Source organism: Mesorhizobium sp. CAU 1741 (assembly GCF_039839275.1).
GTDB lineage: Bacteria > Pseudomonadota > Alphaproteobacteria > Rhizobiales > Rhizobiaceae > Aerobium.
Window position 1 is genome coordinate 436,140 of the sequence record NZ_JBDOQP010000004.1, and the last position, 23,114, is coordinate 459,253.

Here is a 23,114-nt window from a genome sequence, read left to right on the forward strand (position 1 = left end):
AAATCATTCCGGCCGCACCTTGGGATCGAGAAGCCCGTAACCGATGTCGACGATCAGGTTGACCGCGATGATGAAGACAGCGACGACGACCACCACGGCCTGAAGGACCGGCGTGTCGCCGCGATTGATTGAATCGAGGATCAGCGAGCCAAGGCCGGGTACCGAAAACACCTTCTCGATAACGAAGGAGCCGCTGAGCATCAGCGCGGTAAGCATGCCGATGATGGCGAGCACCGGCATCATCGCGTTCTTCAGGCAGTAGCGCATCACGAGCCGGCCGCGTGGGCAACCGCGCGCCGTCAGGGCTCGGGCGTATTGCGAGTCGAGCTGGGCGAGCATCGACGAGCGGGTGTGCCGGGCGATGTTGGCGGTGGCGCCCAGTCCAAGTGCAAGGCACGGCAGGATGAAGCCCCTGATCCACGGCCAGATGCCTGCGGAAGGTGGCGTGTAGCCGGCCGCTGGCAGCCATCGCATCTGCACTGCGAAGAACAGCACCAGCAGCAGCGCCAGCCAGAAGCCGGGCATGGCAAGCAGCACCGAAACGATGCCGGTGAGCGCGCGGTCGATGAACGAGTTGCGGTTGAGGGCGGCGATCACGCCGGTCGGCACGCCGAGGAGCACCGCGATGAAGATGCCGCCGAGCGCCAACGTCAACGTGATTGGCATCCGGTGAGCGATCTCAGCCGACACTTCCAGCCCGGTGACGTAGGAACGGCCGAAATCGCCGCGAAGCGCGTTACCCACCCATTCGAAAAACAGTACGGGTGCGGGGCGGTCCAATCCCATCTCAGCGGTGAGCCGGGCGACCGCTTCAGGCGTGGCGCCATCTCCCAGGATGGCCGCCGGCGCCTGTACAGGAACGAAACGGAAGAGAATGAACGCGACCAGCGCGACGAGGACGATAACTGGGATCGCGGCGACTGTTCTAGCGAATGTCAGTTTCCACATCCCGGCCTCACCCAATCGTCTCGACAGAAAGCGCCATTGTGCACACCGATAGGCGAGGGGCGGCGAAGCGCCACCCCCGGAAGCCTCATTCGGCCATCTTCACGTCCTTGTAACGCAGAGCCGATGGCTCCCACGTCGTCGTGGCGATCTCGGCAATCGTCTCGCTGTTATAGTGAACCACGCCTGCCGTATCAAAATACCCACAATCGAGCGCTTCGTCATGGATGATCTGCGTCATCTCCTGAAGCAGGGCCGGCTGCTCTTCCTCAGGCGCTTCCAGGGCGAGTTGGTACAACTCTTCCAGACGGGCGGGCGGCTCCACCTTGAATGTATTCGCCGGACCGTCTGCGGCGAAGCGGAACGGATAGTAGTTGAACATCCCACCATTCTCAGGCGTCATCGTGTTGACGATGAAGGGGTATCGCCCGGTGTAGAAGCTCTGGAAGTATTCAGGCGTAGGCATCATGACGATCTCGGCGTCGACGCCGATCATGCCGAAGCTCTCCTTGGTCAGTTCCGAGATGATGCGCATGAAGTCGGGGCTCGGGAACTGCAGCGACAGGTCTGTCACTCCGGCTTCCGCCAACAGGGCCTTGGCACCCTCGATGTCGTATTCATAGGCCTTCAAGCCGGGCACGTGCGCCGGGTCCGCCTCGTCGAAACGCTGGGCCGGAAACTTCAAGAGGCCTTCGTAGCGCGCGGCGTTGATATGCTCCAGCGGCATTGCCATGCAAAGCGCCTTGCGGACGCGGACGTCGCCAAGCGCGCCGGCGCGGTCGAACATCAGCAGGTGATAGCGCAGCGTGCTCCAGACGTGGTTGGAGAAGCCCTGCGACTCCGCCGTCGGCATCTGCGTCGGGTCACCGTCCACGGCGTCGACCTGACCGGCGAGCAGCGCGTTGTAGCGCGAAGCGGAGTCCGGCAAGTAGGAGAGCTCGACGCGCTCCGGACCAACGGATTCCGGATCATAGTAATCGGCGAAATAGTCGAAGACATAGGTCGAGCCGGAGACGGTCTGCGACTGGTTGAAGACATAGGGGCCAGTGCCGACGGGCTCGCGCTCCCAGATGCCGTCGGCCAGCGCCTTCGGGCTGATCATGTTCAGGCCGCGCTGCGTCAGGGTGAAGGGCAGCGACGGGCTCGGGCGCAGCAGGTCGAAGCGCACGGTGTGGTCGTCGACTTTGACGACCTTGTCGATACCGCCGATGGCCTCCCGCCAGCGGTTGGACGCCGCCTGCACGTTTTCGATGTTGGCGATCACGGCGTCGGCGTTGAACGGCGTGCCGTCATGAAAGACGACGTCGTCGCGCAGCTTGAAGGTGATGTCGGTCGGCGTGACGGTCCATTCGGTGGCAAGCGCAGGCTCGATCGTTGTCCCATCCGGCGCCATGCGCATCAGGCCTTCATAGACGAGCTGCGTGTAAGTGGTGTTCGGGGGAAGCTGGGGATTCCAGCCTTGCGGCTCGAAGCCGATGCCCCAGCGCAGGGTCCCGTTGGGCTCCGCCTGGGCAGCGGTGCCGAAGCACGCGATGGCGATGCAGCTTGCCGCCACGGTATATTTGGCGCAATCGATTGCTTGCTTTAGCATTTGGCTCTTTCTCCTTCAGAGCAGCGAAAAATCCTCCATTGGCCCGAGGATTCGCCGATTTCGTGTTCCCGAGATGCAGTCGTATTTATTGTTGTTTCCTAAATTCGTAAGTCATCATGCGAACGATTGCAAGCCTGTCGCAAAGGCGCTGGAAGCGTTGCCGCGCCGGCGATTTCGCACCTTTCCGGTCATGTCTTTTCCTTCGCGAGAGGCATGCACAGGACGATGAGCGCCGGGCGTTTGCCGCGGTTTTCCAGCACGCGCGCTTCGCCAGGCGCGATGCGGCAGCTGTCGAGCTTGCACAGCACGGCTTCCTCGTCTCCGGTGCCTACGACCACCTCGCCTTCGACCACCAGATAGAGCTTTTCATACGGTGATGCCGAGAGCGACGTATGGCCACCTGGAGCGATCTCTGAAAGGCCCATCCAGAGCGTGTCGGACAGACCCGCCTCCATGCCCTGCAGTCGCAGACAGCGCATGTCGAAATGCTCAGGCGGGTGGTATTGTGGCGCGGCTTCGATCGGCGTCACGTTCATTGCGCGCTCTCCGGCATGATGAACACGCGGTCGCGGCTGGAGGACATCACGGCGCTGTATGCGTCGGCGATGCGCTCCAGCGGAAACTGGGCCGCCGGTGTCACGGGGAAAGTCTTCAACGCACCGCTTTCGAAGCCCGACAGAAGCTCTCGAAGCACGTTTCCGGTCTCCGCGCAGGACAAAGCCAGCGTGTCGATGCCGTAATAGCTATGGCGGCCGCGATAGAACTCGAAGATGTTGAAGTCGACGATCGGGTTGATCGCAGCAATCAGGATCTGCCGGCCGAGTTTGGCGAGGCTCTTGTGCGCGGCGGCGAAATAGGGGTCGCCGACGGTGTTGAAGACTATAGTGGCGCCCTGCCCGTCGGTAAGCGCCATAACGCGTTCGGCCACGTCTTCGCTGCTGGCGTCGACGATCTCGAGCCGCGCACTGGCGTGGCCTGCATAGGTTTCCGATCTGCGCACCACGCCAATCACGCGCGCGCCGCGCCATGTTGCTATCTGTGCTGCAGCCTGCCCCACCTTGCCGTTGACGCCCATGATGACAACGACGTCGCCTTCGCCAGGAAGACCGGCGCGGCGAAAGCCCTCGATGGCGGTGACGAATGGCACGCCGATGCCGGCGGCCTCGGCAAAGCTTAGGCTCGCCGGCTTCGCGACCAGCCCATCGCGCGGCACGACCATATGCGTGCCGTGACTGCCGTCTCGGCGGATGCCGAGGTCGCCGGACGAGCCGAACACCTCCGTGCCAATCAGCTCGGACGGGCCGGCGACAACGGTGCCGGCGAAGTCGCGGCCCGGTGTGCGCGGAAACACGGCATAGGGCATGAGCCCCGTCGCCGCCTTTACGTCCGACGGATTGACGGCGGCCGCATGAATTCGAACCACGACCTCGTCGCCGCTCTTCAGCACAAGCGGACCGGTTTCTACCGACGGGGCCAGAGAATGGATGTCGGCCGCCTTTGCGAGGAGACGCGCGCGCGTGGCCGGGGTTTCGAAAGGGACGGCCGCGGAGGCTGCGAGGTTCAAGACAAGGCTCCCGAATGAACTGAAGAAATGATGTGCGTCATGACTGGACCATTTGCGGCAGTGACAGCAGGGCGCGTGCCTCTGCGGTGCTTGCGAGTGTGCCGCCGAGGTCTTCGATGATGCGCCGCGCCTTGGTCACAAGCGCAGCATTGGACGGCGCCAGCTCGCCGCGCGATAGATAGACGCCGTCCTCGAGCCCCACACGGGCGTGCCCGCCGGCCAGGAAGGATTGCGCCACCATCGGGAACGCGGCGCGGCCGATGCCGATCGCCGTGAAGCGCGCGCCTGCCGGCAGCATGTTGCGAGCATAGAGGACCGTTTCCGGCGATGGCTGGAAGCCGTATTTCACGCCCAGCACGAAGGAACACAGCACCGGGCCGGCAAGCGTGCCGTCGGACAGCAGGTCTTTCATGAAGGCGATGTCGCCGCTGTCGAACAGCTCGATCTCCGGCATCACGCCGGCGTCGCGGATCACCTTCGCCATGCGGCGCACGTTTCGCGGGGTGTTGATGACCACCTCGCCGCCGGAGTTCATCGTGTTGAGGTCGAGCGTGGCGATCTCGGGCTTGAGCGCCGCGATGTGGCCGACGCGCTTTTCCGGCGCCATGAGCGTGGTGCCGGGGGCCGCAATCTTCGGGTCTTCATCCGACGGCACGAAACGCCCGCCGGGGCCGGTCGTCAGGTTGAGGATCAGGTCCGGCCGCGCCTTGCGCAATCCCTCAACGACCTGCGCATAGTGGTCCAGTTCCATGGAAGGACGCCCGGTTTCGGGATCGCGGACATGGATGTGAACCACCGCGGCACCAGCCTCAGCGGCCTCCAGCGCGGAGTCGACGATCTGCGCCGGTGTGATCGGCAGATGCGGCGTCTGGTCCGGCTTGGTCAAATTGCCGGTTATGGCGCAGGTCAGGATCACCTTGCCCTTGTGCATGGCGACGCCGCTCACAGCAGCCTCCCGCCGTCGACCACCAGCGTCGTGCCCGTAGCGTAGGTCAAATGCGTGGCGCAGGCGAGGATCGCATCAGCGACATCGTCCGCGGTGGCGACCCGCCTCAGAGGGATAGTCTGACTGATCTTGTCGTTGAAGTTGGCACCACGGCCCGGTACGAAGCCGGTGTCGACCACACCGGGCGAGACGCCCATCACGCGGATCGACGGTGCCAGCGCGCGGGCCAGCGACTTCACCAGCGTCTCGGTGCCGGCCTTGGCAGCGCAATAGGCGATGTTGGAGCCGGCGCCGTTGCTGGCCGCGATCGAGGAGATGAAGACCGCGAGCGCGTCGTCGCTGGCCTTCAGCAGCGGCGCCAGCTCGCGCATGGTGGCGAACTGCCCGCGCCAGTTGACCTCGAACATGTGGTCGATGAAGGCGTCGTCCAAGGCGTCGAGATCAGCGTGCGGGATGGCTTTGGTGAAGCCCGAGGCATGGACGAGGATGTCGACACGGCCAAAACGGCTCTCCAGCGCGCCGCGCAGGGTCTTCAGTGATGCGGTATCGGCGACGTCGGCCTCGAAAGCGGCGTATCCCCTGCCCTCCAGCCCGGCCTTGAGCGCGGCCGCCCCAGGCTCATCGCGCTCGCCACGGCGGAAGGTGACGGCGACGGTCGCGCCGGCCTTCGCCAATTCGGCCGCCGTCGCGGCACCCACACCGCCATTGCCGCCTACCACCAGGGCGATCTTGCCCGCAACGCTACGCATGGCGCACCTACTTTATCGGGGGAACGGGCAGCCGGGCCTCGCCGGGCTGCATGACGAATTCGTAGTCGAGTACGCAGCGCTCGTCGGCGTTGCCCTCGTTCTCGGTCTGGTAGCTGCCGATCAAGGCCGGCGTGACGCCGAACACGGGATCGTCCTCGAGATGCGCATCGTCGCCCGGGAAAACCTGGGTAACGAGCGTCTTGTAGCCTTCGCGATAGACGAGGAAATGCAGGTGCGCCGGACGCAGCGGCTGGCGGCGCTGGGCGCGCAGCATGGCGCCCGTCGGCCCGCCCATCGGCACCGGATAGCCGGCTGGCCGCACGCTGGTGAAATGGAAGCGGCCATCCGCATCTGCGGTGAAGACGCCGCGCAGGTTCATGTCGGCCTGCTGCTCGTCTTGGTTCTCGTAGAGTCCGGCAGGAGACGCCTGCCAGACGTCGACGCGCGCGCCGGGAATGGGATTGCCGGCGTGATCGCGGACGAGCCCACGCATAAGCAGTGGGGTGCCCGGCGTCGGGCTGCGCAGAAGGCTTGCGCCGCTTTCGAGCTCCGGCGCGTTGAGGCGCCAGAACGGGCCGAGCAGTGCAGCCGCCGTCTCGGTCGCGCCGCCGGCGCCGTTGTTCAGCAGGCACACCAGCGTCGAGACGCCGAGCGCGTCGGAGAAGAGTGCGGCCTCGTTGTGGCGGTCGTTGCTCGCCTGCCCGATGCGGTTGAGGAAGCCGAAGGCGAATTCGAGCTCTTCTTCCGAAACGCTCACCTCGCGCACGAAAGCATGAAGATGCCGCACCAGCGCCGACAGGATTTCGCCATGACGCGAGTCCGGCGCCTGGCCGACGGCCTTCAGCACCGCTCCCGTCACATCGCTCTGATCCTGGATAAGCATTTATCCGCCTCGTTGACTGTCTATAGGCTAACAGCAATCGATTGCATGATGTCAACTGGAAACTTCGCTTCTCCCATGCCGCCTCCCCGCCTGGGCCCATTTCCACAGCGTTTCTGGCGGTATTGACGCCACCAAAGTCAGAACCTAATCTGCAATCGATTGCGATCATGGTGCATGGTTTGGTGATCTAAAGGCTGGAGGGCGGCAGTTTCGCCGTCTTGTCGCAGCCGGAGCTGTATGGCATCGGCTGGCGCGGAAAACAGGTGGAGCTGACATCTTGAAGAAGACGCTGATCAAATGTGGCTGGCTGGTCACGCAGGACCCCTCGATCGGGGATTTCACCGGCGGCGAATTGCTGATCGAGGGCGATCGCGTCCTTGCCGCCGGCAAGTCGCTCGACGCCGCCCATGACGAGGTCATCGACGCGTCCGACATGATCGTGATGCCGGGTCTCATAAACGGCCACATTCATGTCTGGCAGTGTGGCCTGCGCGGCATCGGCTCGGAATGGATGGGGCCGGACTACCACGCCAACATCCACGCCAACATCGCCACCAAATACGGCCCGCGTGACAACTACCTCGGCAATCTCGTCGGCGCGCTCACGCAGATCGACAGCGGTGTGACCACGGTCATCGACTTCTGCCACAACCTGAAGTCGCTGGAGATGGCGGAAGCAGCGATCGATGGGCTGGACGAATCCGGCATCCGCGCCGTCTTCGCCCACGGCACCGCCAAGCCGCCGGCAGCACCCGGCGAGACGCCGTTCACCCACGTGCCACACCCGCGCGACCGCATCGAGGCGCTGCGCAAGGGCCGCATGGCGTCGGACGACCAGCGCGTGACGCTGGCGATGGCGATCCTCGGGCCGCACTACGGCACGCAGGAGGTGTTCGAGCAGGACGTTCGGCTCGCCCGCGAATTTGGCCTGATCTCCACCACACATGCGACCAAGCCGAACGACAAGTGCATCTCGCCGCGCGGCTATCTGGCGCTGGCCAAGGCCGGGCTGCTGGGTCCCGACCACAACATCGTCCACGGCAACTATATCGACGACGAGGAGCTGAAGGCGATCGCCGATTGCGGCGCGACCGTTACCGCCACCGTGCTGGTCGAGCTGCACGGCCACGCGCCCGACCCGCTGGTGATGCGCATGCGCGCGCTGGGCTCGATGCCTTCCATCGGCATCGACGTCGAGCCGATCGTCACCGGCGACATGTTCCGCGAGATGCAGGCCGCCCTGTCCCATGCCCGCTGGTCGGCGCACCGCGACAACGCCGCCGAGGGAAAGGCGTCGCTGTCCGTCATGCCGGTGCGCTCGCGCGAGGCGCTGGAATGGGCGACGATCGGCAACGCGCAGGCGATGGGCATCGACAAGAAGGTCGGCCGGCTCTCGCCGGGCATGAAGGCCGACATCACCATGCTGCGCGCCCGCGACCTCAACATCTTCCCAGTCCACGACCCGATCTACACGATCGTCGAGCAGGCCGGCGCAAAGAATGTCGACACCGTCATCGTCGACGGCGTGGTGCGCAAGCGTGCCGGCAAGCTGCTCTTCGACGAAGGGCTGCTGGCCACACGCATGGACGAGATGCGCGCCTCCGCCATGCGGGCGATGGACGAAGCCAATTTCAAGCTCAGCGCCGCCTGAGCGGACGGGAAGGACAAGACGATGAATAAGACACTCATCCGCTGCGGCTGGATCGTCTCGCTCGACGACACGATCGGCGATGTGACTGGCCAAGACATCCTGATCGGCAACGACAAAATCCTTGCCGTGGGCACCGACCTCGGCGAGGCCGACGAGATCGTTGATGCTCGTGACATGATCGCCATTCCCGGCATGGTCGACGCGCATCTACACACCTGGGAAACGGGCCTGAAGGCAATCGGCTGCGACTGGCGCCAGGGCGAGTACCTGCGTGACGTCTTCGCCGGCATGAGCACCTATTTCGAGCCCGACGACAACCACATCGCCACGCTGGCCGGCGCGCTGAGCCGGCTCGATGCGGGCGTCACCACGCTGCTCGACTACTGCCACAACGTGCGCTCGACCGAGCAGGCGGAACGTTCCGTGGACGCGCTGGAGGAATCGGGCATCCGTTCCGTCTTCTGCCTCGGCACCGGCGTCTACCGCGCCGACCAGCAGCCGACCGACGCGGAGTTGCAGCGCATCCATCCGCGCGACCGCGTCGAGCAGATCCGCAAGCGGCTCTCAAATGAAGAGCGCCTCGTGACCATGTCGCTGGCGATCCCCGGCCCGCACTGGGCCGAGGAGCCGTCGATCCGCGCAAATCTCGCCCTTGCCCGCGAGCTCGGCCTTCGCACCTCCTCGCACGCGACGATGCGCAAGCATCAGGAGCTGATGGCGGACGGTTATACGATCCTGATCAAGGAAGGCCTGCTCGGCGCCGAACACAACATCGTGCACGGTAACTACCTGCCTGACGACGAGCTGAAGCTGATGGTCGATGCCGGCATCACCGTAACCTCGTCGGTCCAGACCGAGATCCGCGGCTACGGCCGACCGCCGGCGGTGAGCCGCGTGGTGAATTTCGGTGGCCTGCCATCGCTCGGCGTCGACGTCGAGCCGAAGATCCCCGGCGACATGTTCCGCGAGATGCAGCTCGCGCTGGCCTATGCACTCAATGAGCGTGTACGCGAGGACATCGTCAAGCCGGAAAAGCCGGTCGAGAACAAGCCGATTTTTGCCCGCGACGCCCTGAGATGGGCGACGATCGGCGGCGCGGAAGCACTCGGCCTCGGCCACCGCATCGGCACGCTGACGCCCGGCAAGCAGGCCGACATCGTGCTCCTGCGCGCCAACGACCTAAACATGTTCCCGGTGCGCAACCCGCTGTTCTCGGTGGTCGAGTTCGCCCATGTCGGCAATGTCGACACGGTGATGGTCGACGGCACCTTCCGCAAGCGCAACGGCGCACTGCTCTACGGCGACGACAAGGTACGCGCCGTGCGCACCCGCCTGATGGAATCGTCCGACCGCATCATCCGCGACGCCGGGTACAGCGTTCCTGGTTCAGCCTGAACCGTCGTATCATCGCTAAGAACCTGCGGTGCAGGCAACCATCACGATCAATGTCCGAGCTCGAATTTCCTGTATTTCGTCGACGGGCATTGGCCGTGATGGTTTACGTCAGGCCCCGTTCGATCCGCGCGCTTCATACTGCATCACCGCATCCGGCCGATTTTTCTGCGCAACCAGCCAGAACCGATCTCGGCAAGGAGAACGAGGCCGATGATCACGAGCAGGATCGCGGCGACACGGGTCGATTCCAGCTGCTGGGTCGTTCGCTTCAGATACCAGCCCATTCCGCCGCCACCGAAGAAGCCGACGACAGTAGCTGCGCGGAAGGCAACGTCCCACGTGTAGATGGCAATGCCGGTGAAGGCGACGCGAACCTGTGGAACGACTGCATACTGGAAAACCTGCAACGGGCTCGCCCCGACCGAGCGCAGCGCCTCAACCGGCCCCATGTCGATCGCCTCCGTGCAAAGCCACGATCGTCACCTCAAGCGGCTCCAGTCGGGCACGCCTGAAAGCATCGAGACCAGCGGCATGCATCTGGAGGTCGCAAGAGCGTTGAAGGAGATCAACTCCCTTCTGGCAACGGTCGCCTATCCGATCCTGAAGCGCAGTGGAGACCTGCTGGAAAGCAGGCTTGCGCAGCCGGTCAGCTCATGAACGTCCATTAATCGGAGGCTTGTTACCGCTGTCGATCTCAGTCGCCCATGCGAAATTGCTCGGCGATAGACCAGAATGCCCGCACGAGCTTTCCGCCTGAACGCTCGCGCAGACAGATCAGCGCTTCGTCCATCATCATTTCCGGCGCTTCGATGCGCAACGGAGCCAGCCGGCCATGATGGCCAAACTCGGCCGACGACACGAAGCCGACACCTGCGCCGGACGCGACGATTTCCCTCACCGCCTCGCGACCTTCCGCTTCAATCGTTGGCTTGAGCACCACCCCCTGGCTTTGCGCCATCGCTTCCAGCTTGTGCCGCGTCTTGGAGCCGCGTTCACGCATGATGAGCGGATGCGCAGCAAGTTCCTCCATGGTAACCGACCGACGCCCTGCCAGCGGATACGATCCGGCAACAAACGCAATGATCGGCGTCGAGTTCAGCCGCAGGATTTCGAACTCCCGGCTCTCGGGTATCTCGCCGAGTACACCCAGATCGGCATCGTAGGCGAACAGGCTGGAAATCACGGTTTCGGTATTGCCGGCACGGACGGTGATCTTGATTCCGGGATAGCGCTCCCTGAATCGCCCAAGCACGTGCAGGAGATGGTGCGCCGAATCGACGACGATCCGTAAGGTGCCACTCCGCAGCGCCTTCGATTCCGAAAGCAGATCGAGCGCCTGCTGCTCGGTGTCGAACATGCGATGGGTAATCTCCAGCAGGCTTTGGCCCTGCTGCGTGAGTGTCACTTGCTTCTTCGCCCTGTTGAAGAGCAGGACGTCATATTCGTCTTCGAGCTTGCGCACCTGGTCGGAAATTGCCGGCTGGGTGAGGAACAGTGCTTCTGCTGCACGGGAGAACCCACCGCATATCGCAACGTAGTGAAATGCACGCAACTGAACGTATCGCATTCTCGACCCTTGCCTGAGCGCCGCCGTTCCTATCGATCCAGCTTATTGATGGATACAAAATAACGATTTTGCAAATGGAAACGTCGGGCGCATGGTGCTTCTGGTTTCTGGTGGAGGCAGTCGATGACTGACGATTTTCAGCATAATGTCCCGTTTGAGGCGCCCGCACTCGGCGAGCCGTACCTGCTGACGCCCGGTCCGCTGACGACAGCTTACGCGGTCAAGAAAGCGATGCTTCGGGACTGGGGTTCGTGGGATGGAGATTTCCGCGAGATGACCGCCGAACTAAGGCGGCGTCTTCTTGCGATGATCGAGGACGAGCATGGGCAGTATGATTGCGTCCCCATCCAGGGCTCAGGCTCATTCTGCGTCGAAGCGATGCTGGGTTCATTCGTACCGAGGGATAGCAAGGTCCTGGTGCTCGCCAACGGCGCCTACGGCCTGCGCGCTGCCCAGACGATGGAATATATCGGGCGTGCATTTACCCTCATCGACAAGGGAGACTATCTCCCACCACGCGGGTCGGAAGTCGCCGCCGCGCTGGACGCCGACCCGGCCATCACCCATGTAATCGCAATCCATTGCGAAACCAGTTCGGGCATTCTCAATCCGATTTCCGAAATTTCGGAAGCCGTGTACTCGCGCGGGCGCAAACTGCTTGTCGATTCGATGAGCGCCTTTGGAGCGGTCGCGCTGGAACCCGGCAAGATCAGGTTTGAAGCGATGGTTTCGTCTGCCAACAAGTGTATCGAGGGCGTGCCGGGCTTCGGCTTCGTCATCGCCAAGAAGAGTGAGCTGGAAGCGGCAAAGGGCAACAGCCACTCACTGTCTCTCGATATTCACGCGCAATGGGCCACAATGCAGAAGACGGGCCAATGGCGCTTCACGCCGCCCACCCACGTGGTCGCGGCCTTTCTCGAAGCGCTCAAGATGCACGAGATGGAAGGCGGCGTCGCGGCGCGGGGAGAGCGCTACGCGCGCAACCGCGACGTGATGGTCGGTGGCATGCGCGATCTCGGCTTCGAGACACTGCTCGCCAACCAGTGGCTGTCGCCAATCATCGTCACGTTCTTCTGTCCCGCCGACGAGGCGTTCGTGTTCTCGCGCTTCTACGAACTCATGAAGGACAAGGGCTTCATCATCTATCCCGGCAAGCTGACGGTGGTCGAATCGTTCCGGGTGGGCTGCATCGGCCGTATGGATGAGCATGTCATGCGTCGCGTCGTTGATGCGGCCCGCCAGTCGCTGCATGAGATGGGCGTGACGAGCGCAGCGCCGCCCAGTGCCGCGCTCGACGAGCGGGCCAAGCTGGCGGCCTGAGCCACGAAGCCGAACCATAGACCCGGTCAATCAATCCAATTCAGAATTGCGATTGGGCAAATGTATTGAGATACGCCAAACAGGCGACAGCCAGCCAGTTTCTTGAGGAACGACGATGAACCAGATGTCCCCCGTAACCGTTTCGGCCAATGGGCGAACCTATTCATGGCCGCGCGTGCCGGCGATTGCGATCTGCCTGGACGGCTGCGAGCCGGCCTATCTCGACGAAGCGATCGCCGCTGGCCTGATGCCGGCGCTTGAGCGGATCAGGACGAAAGGCACGGTCCGCACCGCGCATTCGGTGATCCCGTCCTTCACCAATCCCAACAACCTTTCGATCGCGACAGGGCGCGCCCCTTCGGTCCACGGCATCTGCGGCAATTACCTCTACAACCCGGATACGGGCGAAGAGGTGATGATGAACGACCCGAAATTCCTTCGCGCTCCGACCATCTTCAAGACTTTTTACGATGCAGGCGCGCGCGTCGCCGTGGTAACGGCCAAGGACAAGCTGCGCTCGCTGCTGGGCCACGGGCTGAAGTTCGACGAAGACCGCGCCATCTGCTTCTCATCGGAAAAGTCCGACACGACCACTGTCGCGGTACACGGCATCGACAATGCGTCGGCCTGGCTTGGACGTCCGGTGCCGGAAGTCTACTCGGCAGAGCTCTCCGAGTTCGTGTTCGCCGCCGGCGTGAAGCTGCTGCGTGAGTGGCGGCCGGACGTCATGTACCTGACCACCACCGACTACGTGCAGCATAAATATGCGCCGGGCGTGAAGCAGGCGAACGATTTCTACGAGATGTTCGATAGATATCTTGCCGAGCTGGACGCGCTGGGGGCCGCGATAGTCGTCACGGCCGACCATGGGATGAAGCCGAAGCATCACGCCGACGGCTCGCCTTCGGTCATCTACATCCAGGATCTGCTGGACCAGTGGCTCGGCAAGGATGCTGCGCGAGTCATCCTGCCGATCACCGATCCTTATGTCGTGCATCATGGCGCGCTCGGATCGTTTGCAACGGCCTATCTGCCTAAAGATGCCGACCGTGCGGACATCATGAAGCGCCTCGCAGAACTCGACGGCATCACGGTCGTCCTCGACCGCGAGGAAGCGTGTGCTCGCTTCGAGTTGCCGGCGGACCGGATCGGCGACATCGTCGTGGTGTCTGGCGAAAACGTCACGGTTGGAACCTCGGAACATCGGCACGACCTTGCGGCGTTGGACGAACCTCTGCGCTCGCATGGCGGACTAACGGAACAGGCGGTGCCTTTCATCGTCAACCGCATTCTGAAGGACATGCCCGACGCCCCCTCGCTGCGAAATTTCGATGCATTCTACTATGCCGCCATGGCGGCCGCGCTGCCGGACAAGTGAGGATCGCACGATGAGCAAGGCTGAAACAGCGATCAAGGTCCGTCACGAGCCGATGCGGATCGCCGGCGAGAAGGTAGAGGCGGACGGCCTTGTGGAGGTTCGCTATCCCTGGGACAATACGGTGGTCGGCACGGTACCCGCCGGGGGCGCCGAACATGCCCGACGCGCGTTCGATATCGCCGCGGCCTACAGGCCCACCCTCACCCGATACGATCGACAGCGTATTCTTCTGAAGACTGCGGAGCTCCTCGACGGACGCAAGGACGAGATCTCCGACCTCGTCACCCGGGAACTTGGTATCTCCAAGCAGGACTCGCTCTATGAGGTTGGCCGCGCCTTCGACGTGTTCACGCTGGCCGGGCAGCTTTGCCTCCACGATGACGGCCAAATCTTCTCCTGCGACCTTATTCCGCACGGCAAACAACGCAAGATTTTCACCACGCGCGACCCCTTGTTGGGCGCGATATCGGCGATAACGCCGTTCAATCACCCGCTCAACATGGTGTCACACAAGATCGCGCCAGCGATTGCCACCAACAACTGCATCGTCGTCAAGCCGACGGAACTGACACCCATGACGGCGCTCATCCTCGCCGACATTCTTTATGAGGCGGGCCTGCCGCCCCAGATGCTCTCGGTCGTCACCGGATGGCCGAAGGACATTGGCGACGAGATGATCACCAACCCCCACATCGATCTGATCACCTTCACGGGCGGTGTGCCGGTCGGCAAAATGATCGCATCGAAGGCAGGATACAAACGCCAGGTGCTCGAACTCGGCGGCAACGACCCATTGATCATTCTCAACGATCTGTCGGATGACGATCTGGCGAAAGCGGCTGACCTGGCAGTGGCCGGAGCGACGAAGAACTCCGGCCAGCGTTGCACCGCGGTCAAGCGCATCCTCGTCCAGGAAAAGGTGGCCGACCGTTTCGTGCCGATGGTACTGGAGCGGGCGCGGAAGATCGTCTTCGGAGATCCGATGAATGCGGCGACGCAACTCGGAACGGTCGTCCACGAAAAGGCTGCTGCCCTGTTCGAACAGCGCGTTCACATGGCCGCGGAGGCCGGCGCCGAGATCCTCTACAATCCCGGTCGTCGCGGCGCCCTCCTGCCTCCGATCGTCGTCGATCGCGTTCCGCATGGTTCGGAACTCGTCATGGAAGAAACGTTCGGGCCGATCGTGCCGATCATCCGTGCCCCGGACGACGACGACGCTCTCATTGCGCTGTCCAACTCGACCGCCTTCGGACTGTCCTCGGGCGTCTGCACCAACGACTATCGCCGGATGCAGAAATACATCGCCGGCCTCAATGTCGGGACCGTCAACATCTGGGAAGTGCCCGGGTACCGCATCGAGATGAGCCCGTTCGGTGGCATCAAGGACAGCGGCAACGGATACAAGGAAGGCGTGATCGAAGCGATGAAGAGCTTCACCAACGTCAAGACGTTCTCCCTGCCGTGGTGAGCTTGCGGCGTTGACCTACGATCTCGCCGTCGTCGGCGCCGGCATCGTCGGGCTGGCCCACGCCCTCGCCGCCGCGAAACGCGGCCTGAGCGTCGTCGTCATCGACCGCGACGCGCAGGCCAATGGCGCTTCGATCCGCAATTTCGGCCTTGTTGTGGTCACGGGCGAAGAGCCGGGTCGACAGCGCAGGCTGGCGGAACGTTCGCGAGAGATTTGGCTCGAACTGGCCGTTTCAGCCGGCATCAACATCCTGCATCGCGGCCTGCTGGTGGCGGCTCAGCGCCAGGAGGCCGTCCACCTTCTAGAGGCCTTTGTTACAAGCCCGCAGGGTGCGGGCTGCTCTCTTTTGACCGCCGAGGAGATGCATCGTCGCCAACCCGGGCTCAACCCGGATGGCCTGCGCGGCGGCCTCTTCAGCCCTATGGAAATCAGGGTGGAGTCGCGCGAGGCGATCCCCCGCATCGCAGCTCATCTTCGTGATCGGTGGAAGGTCGAGTTCAGGTTTGGTTGTCATGTCCACGCTGTTGGCGAAGGCAGGCTGGAAACCAGCGCTGGCGTCATACAGGCACGTCGGTCCGTGATTTGTCCGGGCGACGATCTGGTCGGTCTCTTCCCATCCGTCATCGCGCAACACGAGGTGACTCGCTGCAAGCTCCAGATGCTGCGGCTGGCGCCCGGCGGACCTTCCCTGGGATCCGCCGTCGTGTCCGATCTCAGCCTCATTCGCTATGGTGGCTACTCCTGCCTGCCGGAGGCCGACGCACTACGCGCCAGGCTTCTCCAGGACAGTCCCGCGCTGCTCGAAAACGGCGTCCATATGATTGCCGTGCAGAGCGCCGACGGCTCGCTCGTCGTCGGCGATTCTCATCACTATGCGCAAACGCCCGACCCGTTCGGATCAGGCGCGGTAGACGACATGATCCTGCGGGAGTTCGGCAGGGTATTTGCGATGACGACGCGCGTCTGCGCGCGATGGACCGGCACCTACGCATCCTCACCCATGCACGCGCATTTGCGCGAAACGCTCGACGACGATGCGCGTCTCGTCATGATCACCAGTGGTACAGGCGCAAGCACGGCATTCGCCATTGGCGAAGAAACGATCGAAGACCTGTTCGGCAACTGACGATTACACTGATCGCTTTCACGGCGTCCCCCAGATTTCAACACGACAACTGGTCCGAGGGTTTCCTGTCGGGCCTGCAAGGTGAGGCGCAAAGCGCGTTCGAGAAAATCATCGCGCCAGCCTATGATAGCATCGAATAAATAGATTTTACTTATCAAGATCGTTTCCCCACGATCGCTTCATGGACGAGATCGACCGGCGTCAAGACCGGGTAGCGTGCGATTCGCTGGCGTCCGGCTGCCAAGCAGTTCATGTCAAAGAACGGGGAACCAAAGTGATGAAATCAACCGCATTCGCTCTCACCGCACTCGCCGGCGTCTTGTCGATGTCTTCGGCCTACGCGCAAACGGAACTCACCGTCTATACCTCGGTCGAGGCCGTCGATCTCGACCGCTACAAGCAGACCTTCGAGGCTGCCAATCCCGACATCAAGATCAACTGGGTTCGCGACTCGACGGGCGTGATGACCGCCAAGCTCCTTGCCGAGAAGAACAACCCCCAGGCAGATGTCGTTTGGGGCGTGGCCGCGACTTCTCTCCTGCTCCTGAAAAGCGAGGGGATGCTGGAGCCTTACGCACCGAAAGGCGTGGAAAACCTCGATCCGAAGTTCGTCGACTCTTCCACCCCACCGAACTGGGTGGGCATGGATGCCTATGTCGCTGCCTTGTGCTTCAACACCGTCGAGGCGGAGAAGCTCGGGCTCGCGCCGCCGACGAGTTGGGCTGACCTGACCAAGGCCGAATACAAGGGCCACGTCGTCATGCCGAACCCGAATTCGTCAGGCACCGGCTTCCTCGACGTCTCCGCGTGGATCCAGATGTTCGGCGAAGAGGAAGCCTGGACATTCATGGACGGTCTGCACGAGAATATTGCGGCCTACACCCATTCGGGCTCCAAGCCCTGCAAGATGGCTGCGGCTGGCGAGACTGTCATTGGCGTCTCCTTCGAGTTCCCGGGCGCCAACGCCAAGAAAGCCGGCGCACCGATCGACATCATTTTCCCGTCGGAGGGTTCCGGGTGGGAGGCAGAGGCGACCGCAATTATTGCAGGCACGGCAAACCTCGAGGCAGCACAACAGTTGGTCGACTGGTCAGTCACCAAGGAAGCCAACGAAATGTACAATGTCGGCTATGCTGTCGTCGCCTATCCGGGCATCGCGAAGCCGGTTGAGCACCTGCCGACCGACATCCCATCCAAAATGATCGACAACGACTTCGAGTGGGCCGCGAACAACCGCGCGGCGATCCTTGCGGAATGGCAGAAGCGCTACGACGCAAAGTCAGAGCCGAAGAGCTGATCCTGAAAATCCGTCGGGCGCCGGACAACCGGCGCCCGGAAGTCTTCTCCCGGATCGGGGCAGTCGGATGAAACACGAGACGGTAGCCGGAGCCAACGCTGCGCCGGTAAGCTTCGCGCATAAAACGACTGAGGTTGACAGCGTGAAACCCGCCTATCTGCAGATCGACGGCGTCTGGAAGAGCTTTGGCGACTTCATTGCGCTGAAAGACGTCTCGCTTTCCATTGCAGAGGGTGAATTCGTCTGCTTTCTCGGCCCTTCCGGCTGCGGAAAGACGACCCTTCTGCGGGCCATCGCCGGACTGGACCTTCAGACACGCGGCACGATTCATCAGGGCGGAAGAGACATATCCACCCTTCCGCCATCGAAGCGTGACTACGGCATCGTGTTCCAGTCCTATGCACTGTTTCCCAATCTCACGATCGAGAAGAACATCGCGTTCGGGCTTGAGAATTCCGGTCGCCCTCGAGCCGAAATCGATGAGCGCGTGGCGGGATTGCTCGACCTCGTTGGCCTCGCCAGCCAGGCAAAGAAATACCCGGCACAGCTTTCTGGCGGCCAGCAGCAACGCATAGCGCTCGCACGCGCCATCGCTATCTCTCCGGGGCTTCTCCTCCTTGATGAACCCCTCTCCGCGCTCGATGCAAAAGTGCGCGTTCATCTCCGACACGAGATCAAGGAGTTGCAGCGCAAGCTTGGCGTGACCACGATCATGGTGACGCACGATCAGGAAGAAGCGCTCGCTATGGCGGACCGCATCGTGGTGATGAACCACGGCGTCATCGAGCAGGTAGGCTCTCCGACGGAAGTGTATCGCCATCCCGAGACGCTTTTCGTCGCCGATTTCATCGGGGAAACCAACCAGTTTCCTGGGAAGATGCTCGCCAACGGCACCGTATCTTTCGGCGCGACCGAACTGGCTTGTGGCGAGACGCGGTATCGACCAGGAACGGATGTCGTGGCGGTAATCCGCCCGGTCGACACGATCCCCCACGCGCTCACGGATGGCGAGGCCGAGAACCTCGTTGACGTCGACGTGCGCGAGATGGAATTCCTCGGCGGATTCTGGCGCACACGACTAGCGTCGCCTCGCTTCGGCGACCGGCTGCTCATCGCGGACTTCTCGATCAACGCCGTCCGGCGCCTTGACATCGCGGTCGGCACCTCGATGCGGGTGGAGCTCCCCCGCGATCGGGTGCTGGTCTTCCCGAAGGACGCCTGACATGGCTGCCAACGCGCTCGGTTTGCCTGGTGGTCGCACGCTGCGCCTGCAGGTGTCGGGAGATGACCTGCTTAAGCGCGGTCTGCTGATCGTCATTTCGCTCTATCTTCTCGTCGCGCTTGCCGCCCCGCTCTACGTGCTGCTTTCGAAGTCCGTCTCGACATACCAGTTCGACCTCTCGATCTTCGAGATTCAGCGCAGTGACGATAGCGGCACTGTCTGGAGCGAGCCGAGGACCGTTGCCGACCTCAACGCGGAGGTGGGCGCAATCGGGCTCGAAGACTTGTCGACAGGGTCCGACGGGCGGCTTTCCGTGACTCCCCTTTTCTCCGACTTCAACTTCCGCAGCCCCGTGATGTATCGTATTCGCGGTACGACCGGCGACGCAGCCTATCTCATCGGATCGGAGCTGAGGCGCGGCACGGAATGGACCGAGCTGGATTCCAACACGTTTCGCCGCGTCGTGTTGCGCCCTGTCTCCTCAACTGGGCTCGACAATTTCGTCACCTATTTCTCGACGCCCGCGCTGGCCCAGTCGGTAACCAACTCGGTGTTCATCGGCGTGGTCAGCACGGTGATCGTGATCGGCATCGCCTTTGGACTCGCCTATGCGCTGCATCGAAGCTGCATGCCGTTCAAGGGACTGTTCCGGCTGGTGATGATCATTCCGATCCTTGTCCCCTCGCTCCTGCCGGGCATCGCGTTGGTCTACCTCTTCGGCAACCAGGGCCTGCTCAAGGGGCTGATGATGGGCCATTCGATCTACGGTCCCATCGGGATCGTGATCGGCTCCGTCTTCTTCACGCTCCCACACGCGCTGATGATCATCTCGACCGCCCTCGCGATAGCAGATCAGCGCCACTACGAAGCGGCGGAATCGCTTAGAGCCAGCAAATGGCGCACCTTCTGGACTGTCACGATTCCGGGAGCGCGCTACGGCATCATTTCCGCAGCCTTCGTGGTCTTCACGATGGTGATCACCGATTTCGGCCTGCCGAAGGTCATTGGCGGGCAATACAACATGCTGGCGGTCGACATCTACAAGCAGGTTATCGGCCAGCAGAATTTTGAGATGGGTGCGGTGGTGGCGGTCGTGCTCCTCGTGCCCGCGATTGCCGCATTTTTTGTCGACCGTGGAATCCGCCGGAAACAGGTGGCGCTGCTTTCGGCGAGATCGGTTCCTTACCGTCCGAAACCCGACCGGCCCTTCGATGCGCTCTGCTTTGTCTACTGCGCCGCCATCGCTTTGTTCATCCTCACCATGATCGGCGTCTGCCAACTGGCCGCCACGGTCAGGTTCTGGCCCTACGACATGACCCCGAGCCTGAACAATTTCCGTTTCGACCTTATGGATGGCGGCGGCTGGGGAGCCTATACAAACTCCGTCGTGATGGCCCTGCTAACGGCGGTTTTCGGCACGATCGTCGTCTTCGTCGGCGCTTACATGGTCGAGAAGACCGACGGCTTTACGGCCGGCCGCACACTGTTCCAGTTTTTGGCGATGCTGCCCATGGCGGTACCGGGTATGGTGCTCGGCCTTGCCTACATCTTCTTCTTCAACGACCCTGCCAACCCGCTCAACGCGCTCTATGGTACCATGGCGATCCTGGTGATTTCGACGATCACCCATTTCTACACGGTGTCACATCTCACCGCTCTCACGTCGCTCAACCAGATGGATCGCGAATTTGAGCCGGTAGCCGCCTCGCTCAAGCAGCCGTTTCACCGATTGTTCTTTCGGGTCACTGTGCCGGTGTCACTTCCCACGATCCTGGACATCTCCATCTATCTCTTCGTCAACGCCATGACGACCGTGTCCGCGGTCGTGTTCCTTTATTCGACACATACGCAGCTTGCCTCGGTCGCGGTGCTCAACATGGATGACGCCGGCGACATCGCACCGGCCGCGGCCATGGGCATGATGATCTTTTACACCAACGTCCTGGCGCGTCTCATCCATGGAATGGTGTCACGCCTTCTGTTGAGAAGATCCCAGGCCTGGCGCGGGCGATAAGCCGTTGATGCGGCCGAACCACGTCGTTCTGGTGCCGGAAGACAAGCAAGTATACGGACGCGAGCGGTGACCACCTGACAAGGGTTCAGACTGTCATCCGCCTGGGCCGATCGGGACGTGACCCCATTCGAAGACGAAGAAGAACCCTGCCCAGTCGTTGAGAAGATGAGCACCTGCAGGAACCCAGAGGTTTCGCGTGGCGATATAGCGATGCGGATGCCGTTGCGATAGACATAAACGCGCTGCTCGGGGAGCGACACGACGACAGCCACCGGTCCTTCCGACTGACGACAGGTGAAGACGGAGCGCGTGCCCTGTTGGATGGCCTGTACCATCTGCTGGAGCGGCGATATGGCTCGCCTGTCGTGCATCAAGAGTTGCAGGCGGCGCTTCCCGGCCTCTTTCACACTTCACCGCATACGAGGCTCGCCACGTCTTGTTCGCCAGGTGCCGCCAAGCGCTCGACGAGCGGCTTCCAGCGGCCATGGGCCACGCGAAAAAAGTCTGAGTCGCAGAACAATCGATGACCAGCATGAGCGCTCGCGCGGTTCGTTCACTAACATGGCCATTAAACCGCACCGCTCGTCGCGACCCTGTAACGAACGATAATCTTGCATTATCATTCACACTCGCGTAGCGTTCGAAAATTGCCTTTCTGGCCGAGCGGAACGCCGAAAACCGGCCATTTACCGGGCTGCTCAATCACACGCGTACCTTTTACCAGACTATACTGGATCGAATCTAAACAGGCACCTACCTCTGCACGAGGCGCGACAGTTGGCGTTCCCGGGGGAATGACCCTCGAATTAGCGGCACCTCGACAAAATCTGCTGCCTGAACTCAGGAGCCCTACGCCATGACCGACGCGCGTGAACCGGATGATCTGCCCGACATCGTCGACGTGGTTATGGCGATGGGCCAGGCTTCGCCTGCCGAGACAGACAACGGTCCCGCTGGCGCCAAAACTGCGCCGGATCAAACCGCGCTTTCTGCTGCCGCAACTACAACACCCGCCCACCTGGAAGATCTTGCAACACGTGCCCGCGCCTATGTCGAGGCTGCGAGTTCGCCCAACACGCGGCGCGCATATGCTGCTGACTGGAAGCATTTTGCCAGTTGGTGCCGTCGCCAGGGCCTGCCCCTGCTGCCGCCGGACCCGCAGACGGTCGGTCTCTATATCACCGCCTGCGCCGCGGGAACCGCATCGGGAGACCGGAAAGCCAACTCCGTCTCAACCATCGAGCGGCGGCTTTCCTCGCTGTCATGGAACTATGCGCAGCGTGCGCTGCCGCTTGACCGCCGCGACCGCCACATAGCCACCGTGATGGCCGGCATTCGCAACCGGCATGCAGCTCCACCCCGACAGAAGGAAGCTATCCTGCCGGAGGATCTCATCGCCATGCTGGAAACGCTGGATCGTGGAACGCTGCGCGGCTTGCGCGACCGATCCATGCTGCTTCTCGGCTTTACCGGCGGCCTGCGCCGCTCCGAAATCGTGGGGCTCGACATCGGTCGCGACCAGACCGACGACGGCCGTGGCTGGATCGAGATATTCGACAAGGGAATGCTCGTCACCTTGCGTGGCAAGACGGGATGGAGGGAAGTGGAAGTCGGCCGCGGCTCTTCGGATGCCACCTGCCCCGTCGAAGCGCTAAAGACCTGGCTGCGACTGGCGCGCATTGCGCACGGCCCGCTGTTTCGGCGCGTCAAGGGCCAGGGAAAGACGGTTGGCGCCGAACGCCTGAACGACCAGGAGGTCGCCCGCCTCGTCAAACGCGCGGCAATGGCAGCGGGCGTCCGGGGCGATCTGGACGAAGGCGAGCGGCAAAAGCTCTTTTCCGGCCACTCGCTACGCGCCGGCCTGGCTTCCTCCGCGGAAGTCGACGAGCGCTACGTACAGAAGCAGCTCGGGCATGCCTCAGCCGAGATGACCCGCAAATACCAGCGCCGCCGTGATCGCTTTCGTGTCAACCTCACCAAGGCGAGCGGCCTGTAACC

The 23,114-nt window shown here is 62.5% G+C and carries 19 protein-coding genes and 1 pseudogene; 11 read left to right on the forward strand and 9 right to left on the reverse strand.

The annotated features are described in order from the left end of the window. Positions 1–3 precede the first annotated feature (3 nt). The 7 genes from AAFN84_RS18560 to AAFN84_RS18590 form a co-directional block, all read right to left on the reverse strand. Positions 4–948: an ABC transporter permease gene (locus AAFN84_RS18560; protein WP_347516126.1), complete on the reverse strand. Its 945-nt coding sequence runs from the start codon at positions 946–948 to the stop codon at positions 4–6. An 85-nt stretch (positions 949–1,033) separates the two neighbouring features. After that, positions 1,034–2,536, reverse strand: coding sequence for an ABC transporter substrate-binding protein (locus AAFN84_RS18565; protein ID WP_347516128.1), 1,503 nt, complete (start codon positions 2,534–2,536; stop codon positions 1,034–1,036). A gap of 188 nt (positions 2,537–2,724) precedes the next feature. Next, positions 2,725–3,072, reverse strand: coding sequence for a cupin domain-containing protein (locus tag AAFN84_RS18570; protein WP_347516129.1), 348 nt, complete (start codon positions 3,070–3,072; stop codon positions 2,725–2,727). Next, positions 3,069–4,100, reverse strand: a complete 1,032-nt coding sequence (locus AAFN84_RS18575; RefSeq protein ID WP_347516130.1) for a zinc-binding alcohol dehydrogenase family protein — start codon at positions 4,098–4,100, stop codon at positions 3,069–3,071. The genes AAFN84_RS18570 and AAFN84_RS18575 overlap by 4 nt, the downstream gene beginning before the upstream one ends. A 37-nt stretch (positions 4,101–4,137) precedes the next feature. After that, complete coding sequence (locus AAFN84_RS18580; protein WP_347516232.1) at positions 4,138–5,031, reverse strand: 3-keto-5-aminohexanoate cleavage protein; 894 nt, start codon at positions 5,029–5,031, stop codon at positions 4,138–4,140. Positions 5,032–5,042: 11 nt separating this feature from the next. Beyond that, the gene (locus tag AAFN84_RS18585; RefSeq protein WP_347516131.1) at positions 5,043–5,795 is read right to left on the reverse strand and encodes an SDR family oxidoreductase; all 753 of its coding nucleotides are present in this window, start codon (positions 5,793–5,795) and stop codon (positions 5,043–5,045) included. Positions 5,796–5,802: 7 nt separating this feature from the next. Then, positions 5,803–6,678 (reverse strand): dioxygenase, encoded by an 876-nt coding sequence (locus AAFN84_RS18590; RefSeq protein ID WP_347516132.1) that lies wholly within the window; start codon positions 6,676–6,678, stop codon positions 5,803–5,805. A gap of 277 nt (positions 6,679–6,955) precedes the next feature. On the opposite strand from AAFN84_RS18590, the gene AAFN84_RS18595 reads away from it, so the two are divergent. After that, entirely contained in the window at positions 6,956–8,329 is a 1,374-nt protein-coding gene (locus tag AAFN84_RS18595) for an amidohydrolase family protein (RefSeq protein WP_347516133.1), read from the forward strand. Between the two features lie 21 nt (positions 8,330–8,350). Continuing rightward, entirely contained in the window at positions 8,351–9,724 is a 1,374-nt protein-coding gene (locus tag AAFN84_RS18600; protein WP_347516134.1) for an amidohydrolase family protein, read from the forward strand. 143 nt (positions 9,725–9,867) lie between these two features. On the opposite strand, the gene AAFN84_RS18605 is transcribed toward AAFN84_RS18600, so the two are convergent. Next, positions 9,868–10,173 carry an ABC transporter permease subunit gene (locus AAFN84_RS18605; RefSeq protein WP_347516233.1) on the reverse strand — a complete coding sequence of 102 codons (306 nt, stop codon included), beginning with the start codon at positions 10,171–10,173 and terminating at the stop codon, positions 9,868–9,870. Between AAFN84_RS18605 and AAFN84_RS18610 the strand changes: the two are divergent. After that, positions 10,150–10,381 (forward strand): annotated as a pseudogene (locus tag AAFN84_RS18610) (Na/Pi cotransporter family protein); the annotation flags it as partial. The gene AAFN84_RS18605 and the pseudogene AAFN84_RS18610 sit on opposite strands and share 24 nt — an antisense overlap. Before the next feature lie 37 nt (positions 10,382–10,418). Here AAFN84_RS18610 and AAFN84_RS18615 read toward each other — a convergent pair. Further along, complete coding sequence (locus AAFN84_RS18615; protein ID WP_347516135.1) at positions 10,419–11,291, reverse strand: LysR substrate-binding domain-containing protein; 873 nt, start codon at positions 11,289–11,291, stop codon at positions 10,419–10,421. 123 nt (positions 11,292–11,414) lie between these two features. Between AAFN84_RS18615 and AAFN84_RS18620 the strand changes: the two genes are divergently transcribed. The 8 genes from AAFN84_RS18620 to AAFN84_RS18655 all read left to right on the forward strand — a co-directional run bounded on the left by AAFN84_RS18620 (position 11,415) and on the right by AAFN84_RS18655 (position 23,112). Next, the gene (locus AAFN84_RS18620; protein ID WP_347516136.1) at positions 11,415–12,611 is read left to right on the forward strand and encodes a 2-aminoethylphosphonate--pyruvate transaminase; all 1,197 of its coding nucleotides are present in this window, start codon (positions 11,415–11,417) and stop codon (positions 12,609–12,611) included. Between the two features lie 115 nt (positions 12,612–12,726). Continuing rightward, a complete protein-coding gene (gene phnA, locus AAFN84_RS18625; RefSeq protein ID WP_347516137.1) occupies positions 12,727–13,989 on the forward strand; it encodes a phosphonoacetate hydrolase in 1,263 nt (420 codons plus the stop codon). Between the two features lie 10 nt (positions 13,990–13,999). Next, a complete protein-coding gene (gene phnY, locus AAFN84_RS18630) occupies positions 14,000–15,457 on the forward strand; it encodes a phosphonoacetaldehyde dehydrogenase (protein WP_347516138.1) in 1,458 nt (485 codons plus the stop codon). 10 nt (positions 15,458–15,467) lie between these two features. Then, a complete protein-coding gene (locus AAFN84_RS18635; protein ID WP_347516139.1) occupies positions 15,468–16,583 on the forward strand; it encodes a TIGR03364 family FAD-dependent oxidoreductase in 1,116 nt (371 codons plus the stop codon). A 277-nt stretch (positions 16,584–16,860) separates the two neighbouring features. Continuing rightward, positions 16,861–17,880: a putative 2-aminoethylphosphonate ABC transporter substrate-binding protein gene (locus AAFN84_RS18640; protein WP_347516140.1), complete on the forward strand. Its 1,020-nt coding sequence runs from the start codon at positions 16,861–16,863 to the stop codon at positions 17,878–17,880. A 67-nt stretch (positions 17,881–17,947) separates the two neighbouring features. Continuing rightward, complete coding sequence (locus tag AAFN84_RS18645) at positions 17,948–19,102, forward strand: putative 2-aminoethylphosphonate ABC transporter ATP-binding protein (protein WP_347516141.1); 1,155 nt, start codon at positions 17,948–17,950, stop codon at positions 19,100–19,102. Position 19,103: 1 nt separating this feature from the next. After that, the gene (locus AAFN84_RS18650) at positions 19,104–21,116 is read left to right on the forward strand and encodes a putative 2-aminoethylphosphonate ABC transporter permease subunit (RefSeq protein ID WP_347516142.1); all 2,013 of its coding nucleotides are present in this window, start codon (positions 19,104–19,106) and stop codon (positions 21,114–21,116) included. Positions 21,117–21,972: 856 nt separating this feature from the next. Further along, entirely contained in the window at positions 21,973–23,112 is a 1,140-nt protein-coding gene (locus AAFN84_RS18655; protein ID WP_347516144.1) for a site-specific integrase, read from the forward strand. Positions 23,113–23,114 lie beyond the last annotated feature (2 nt).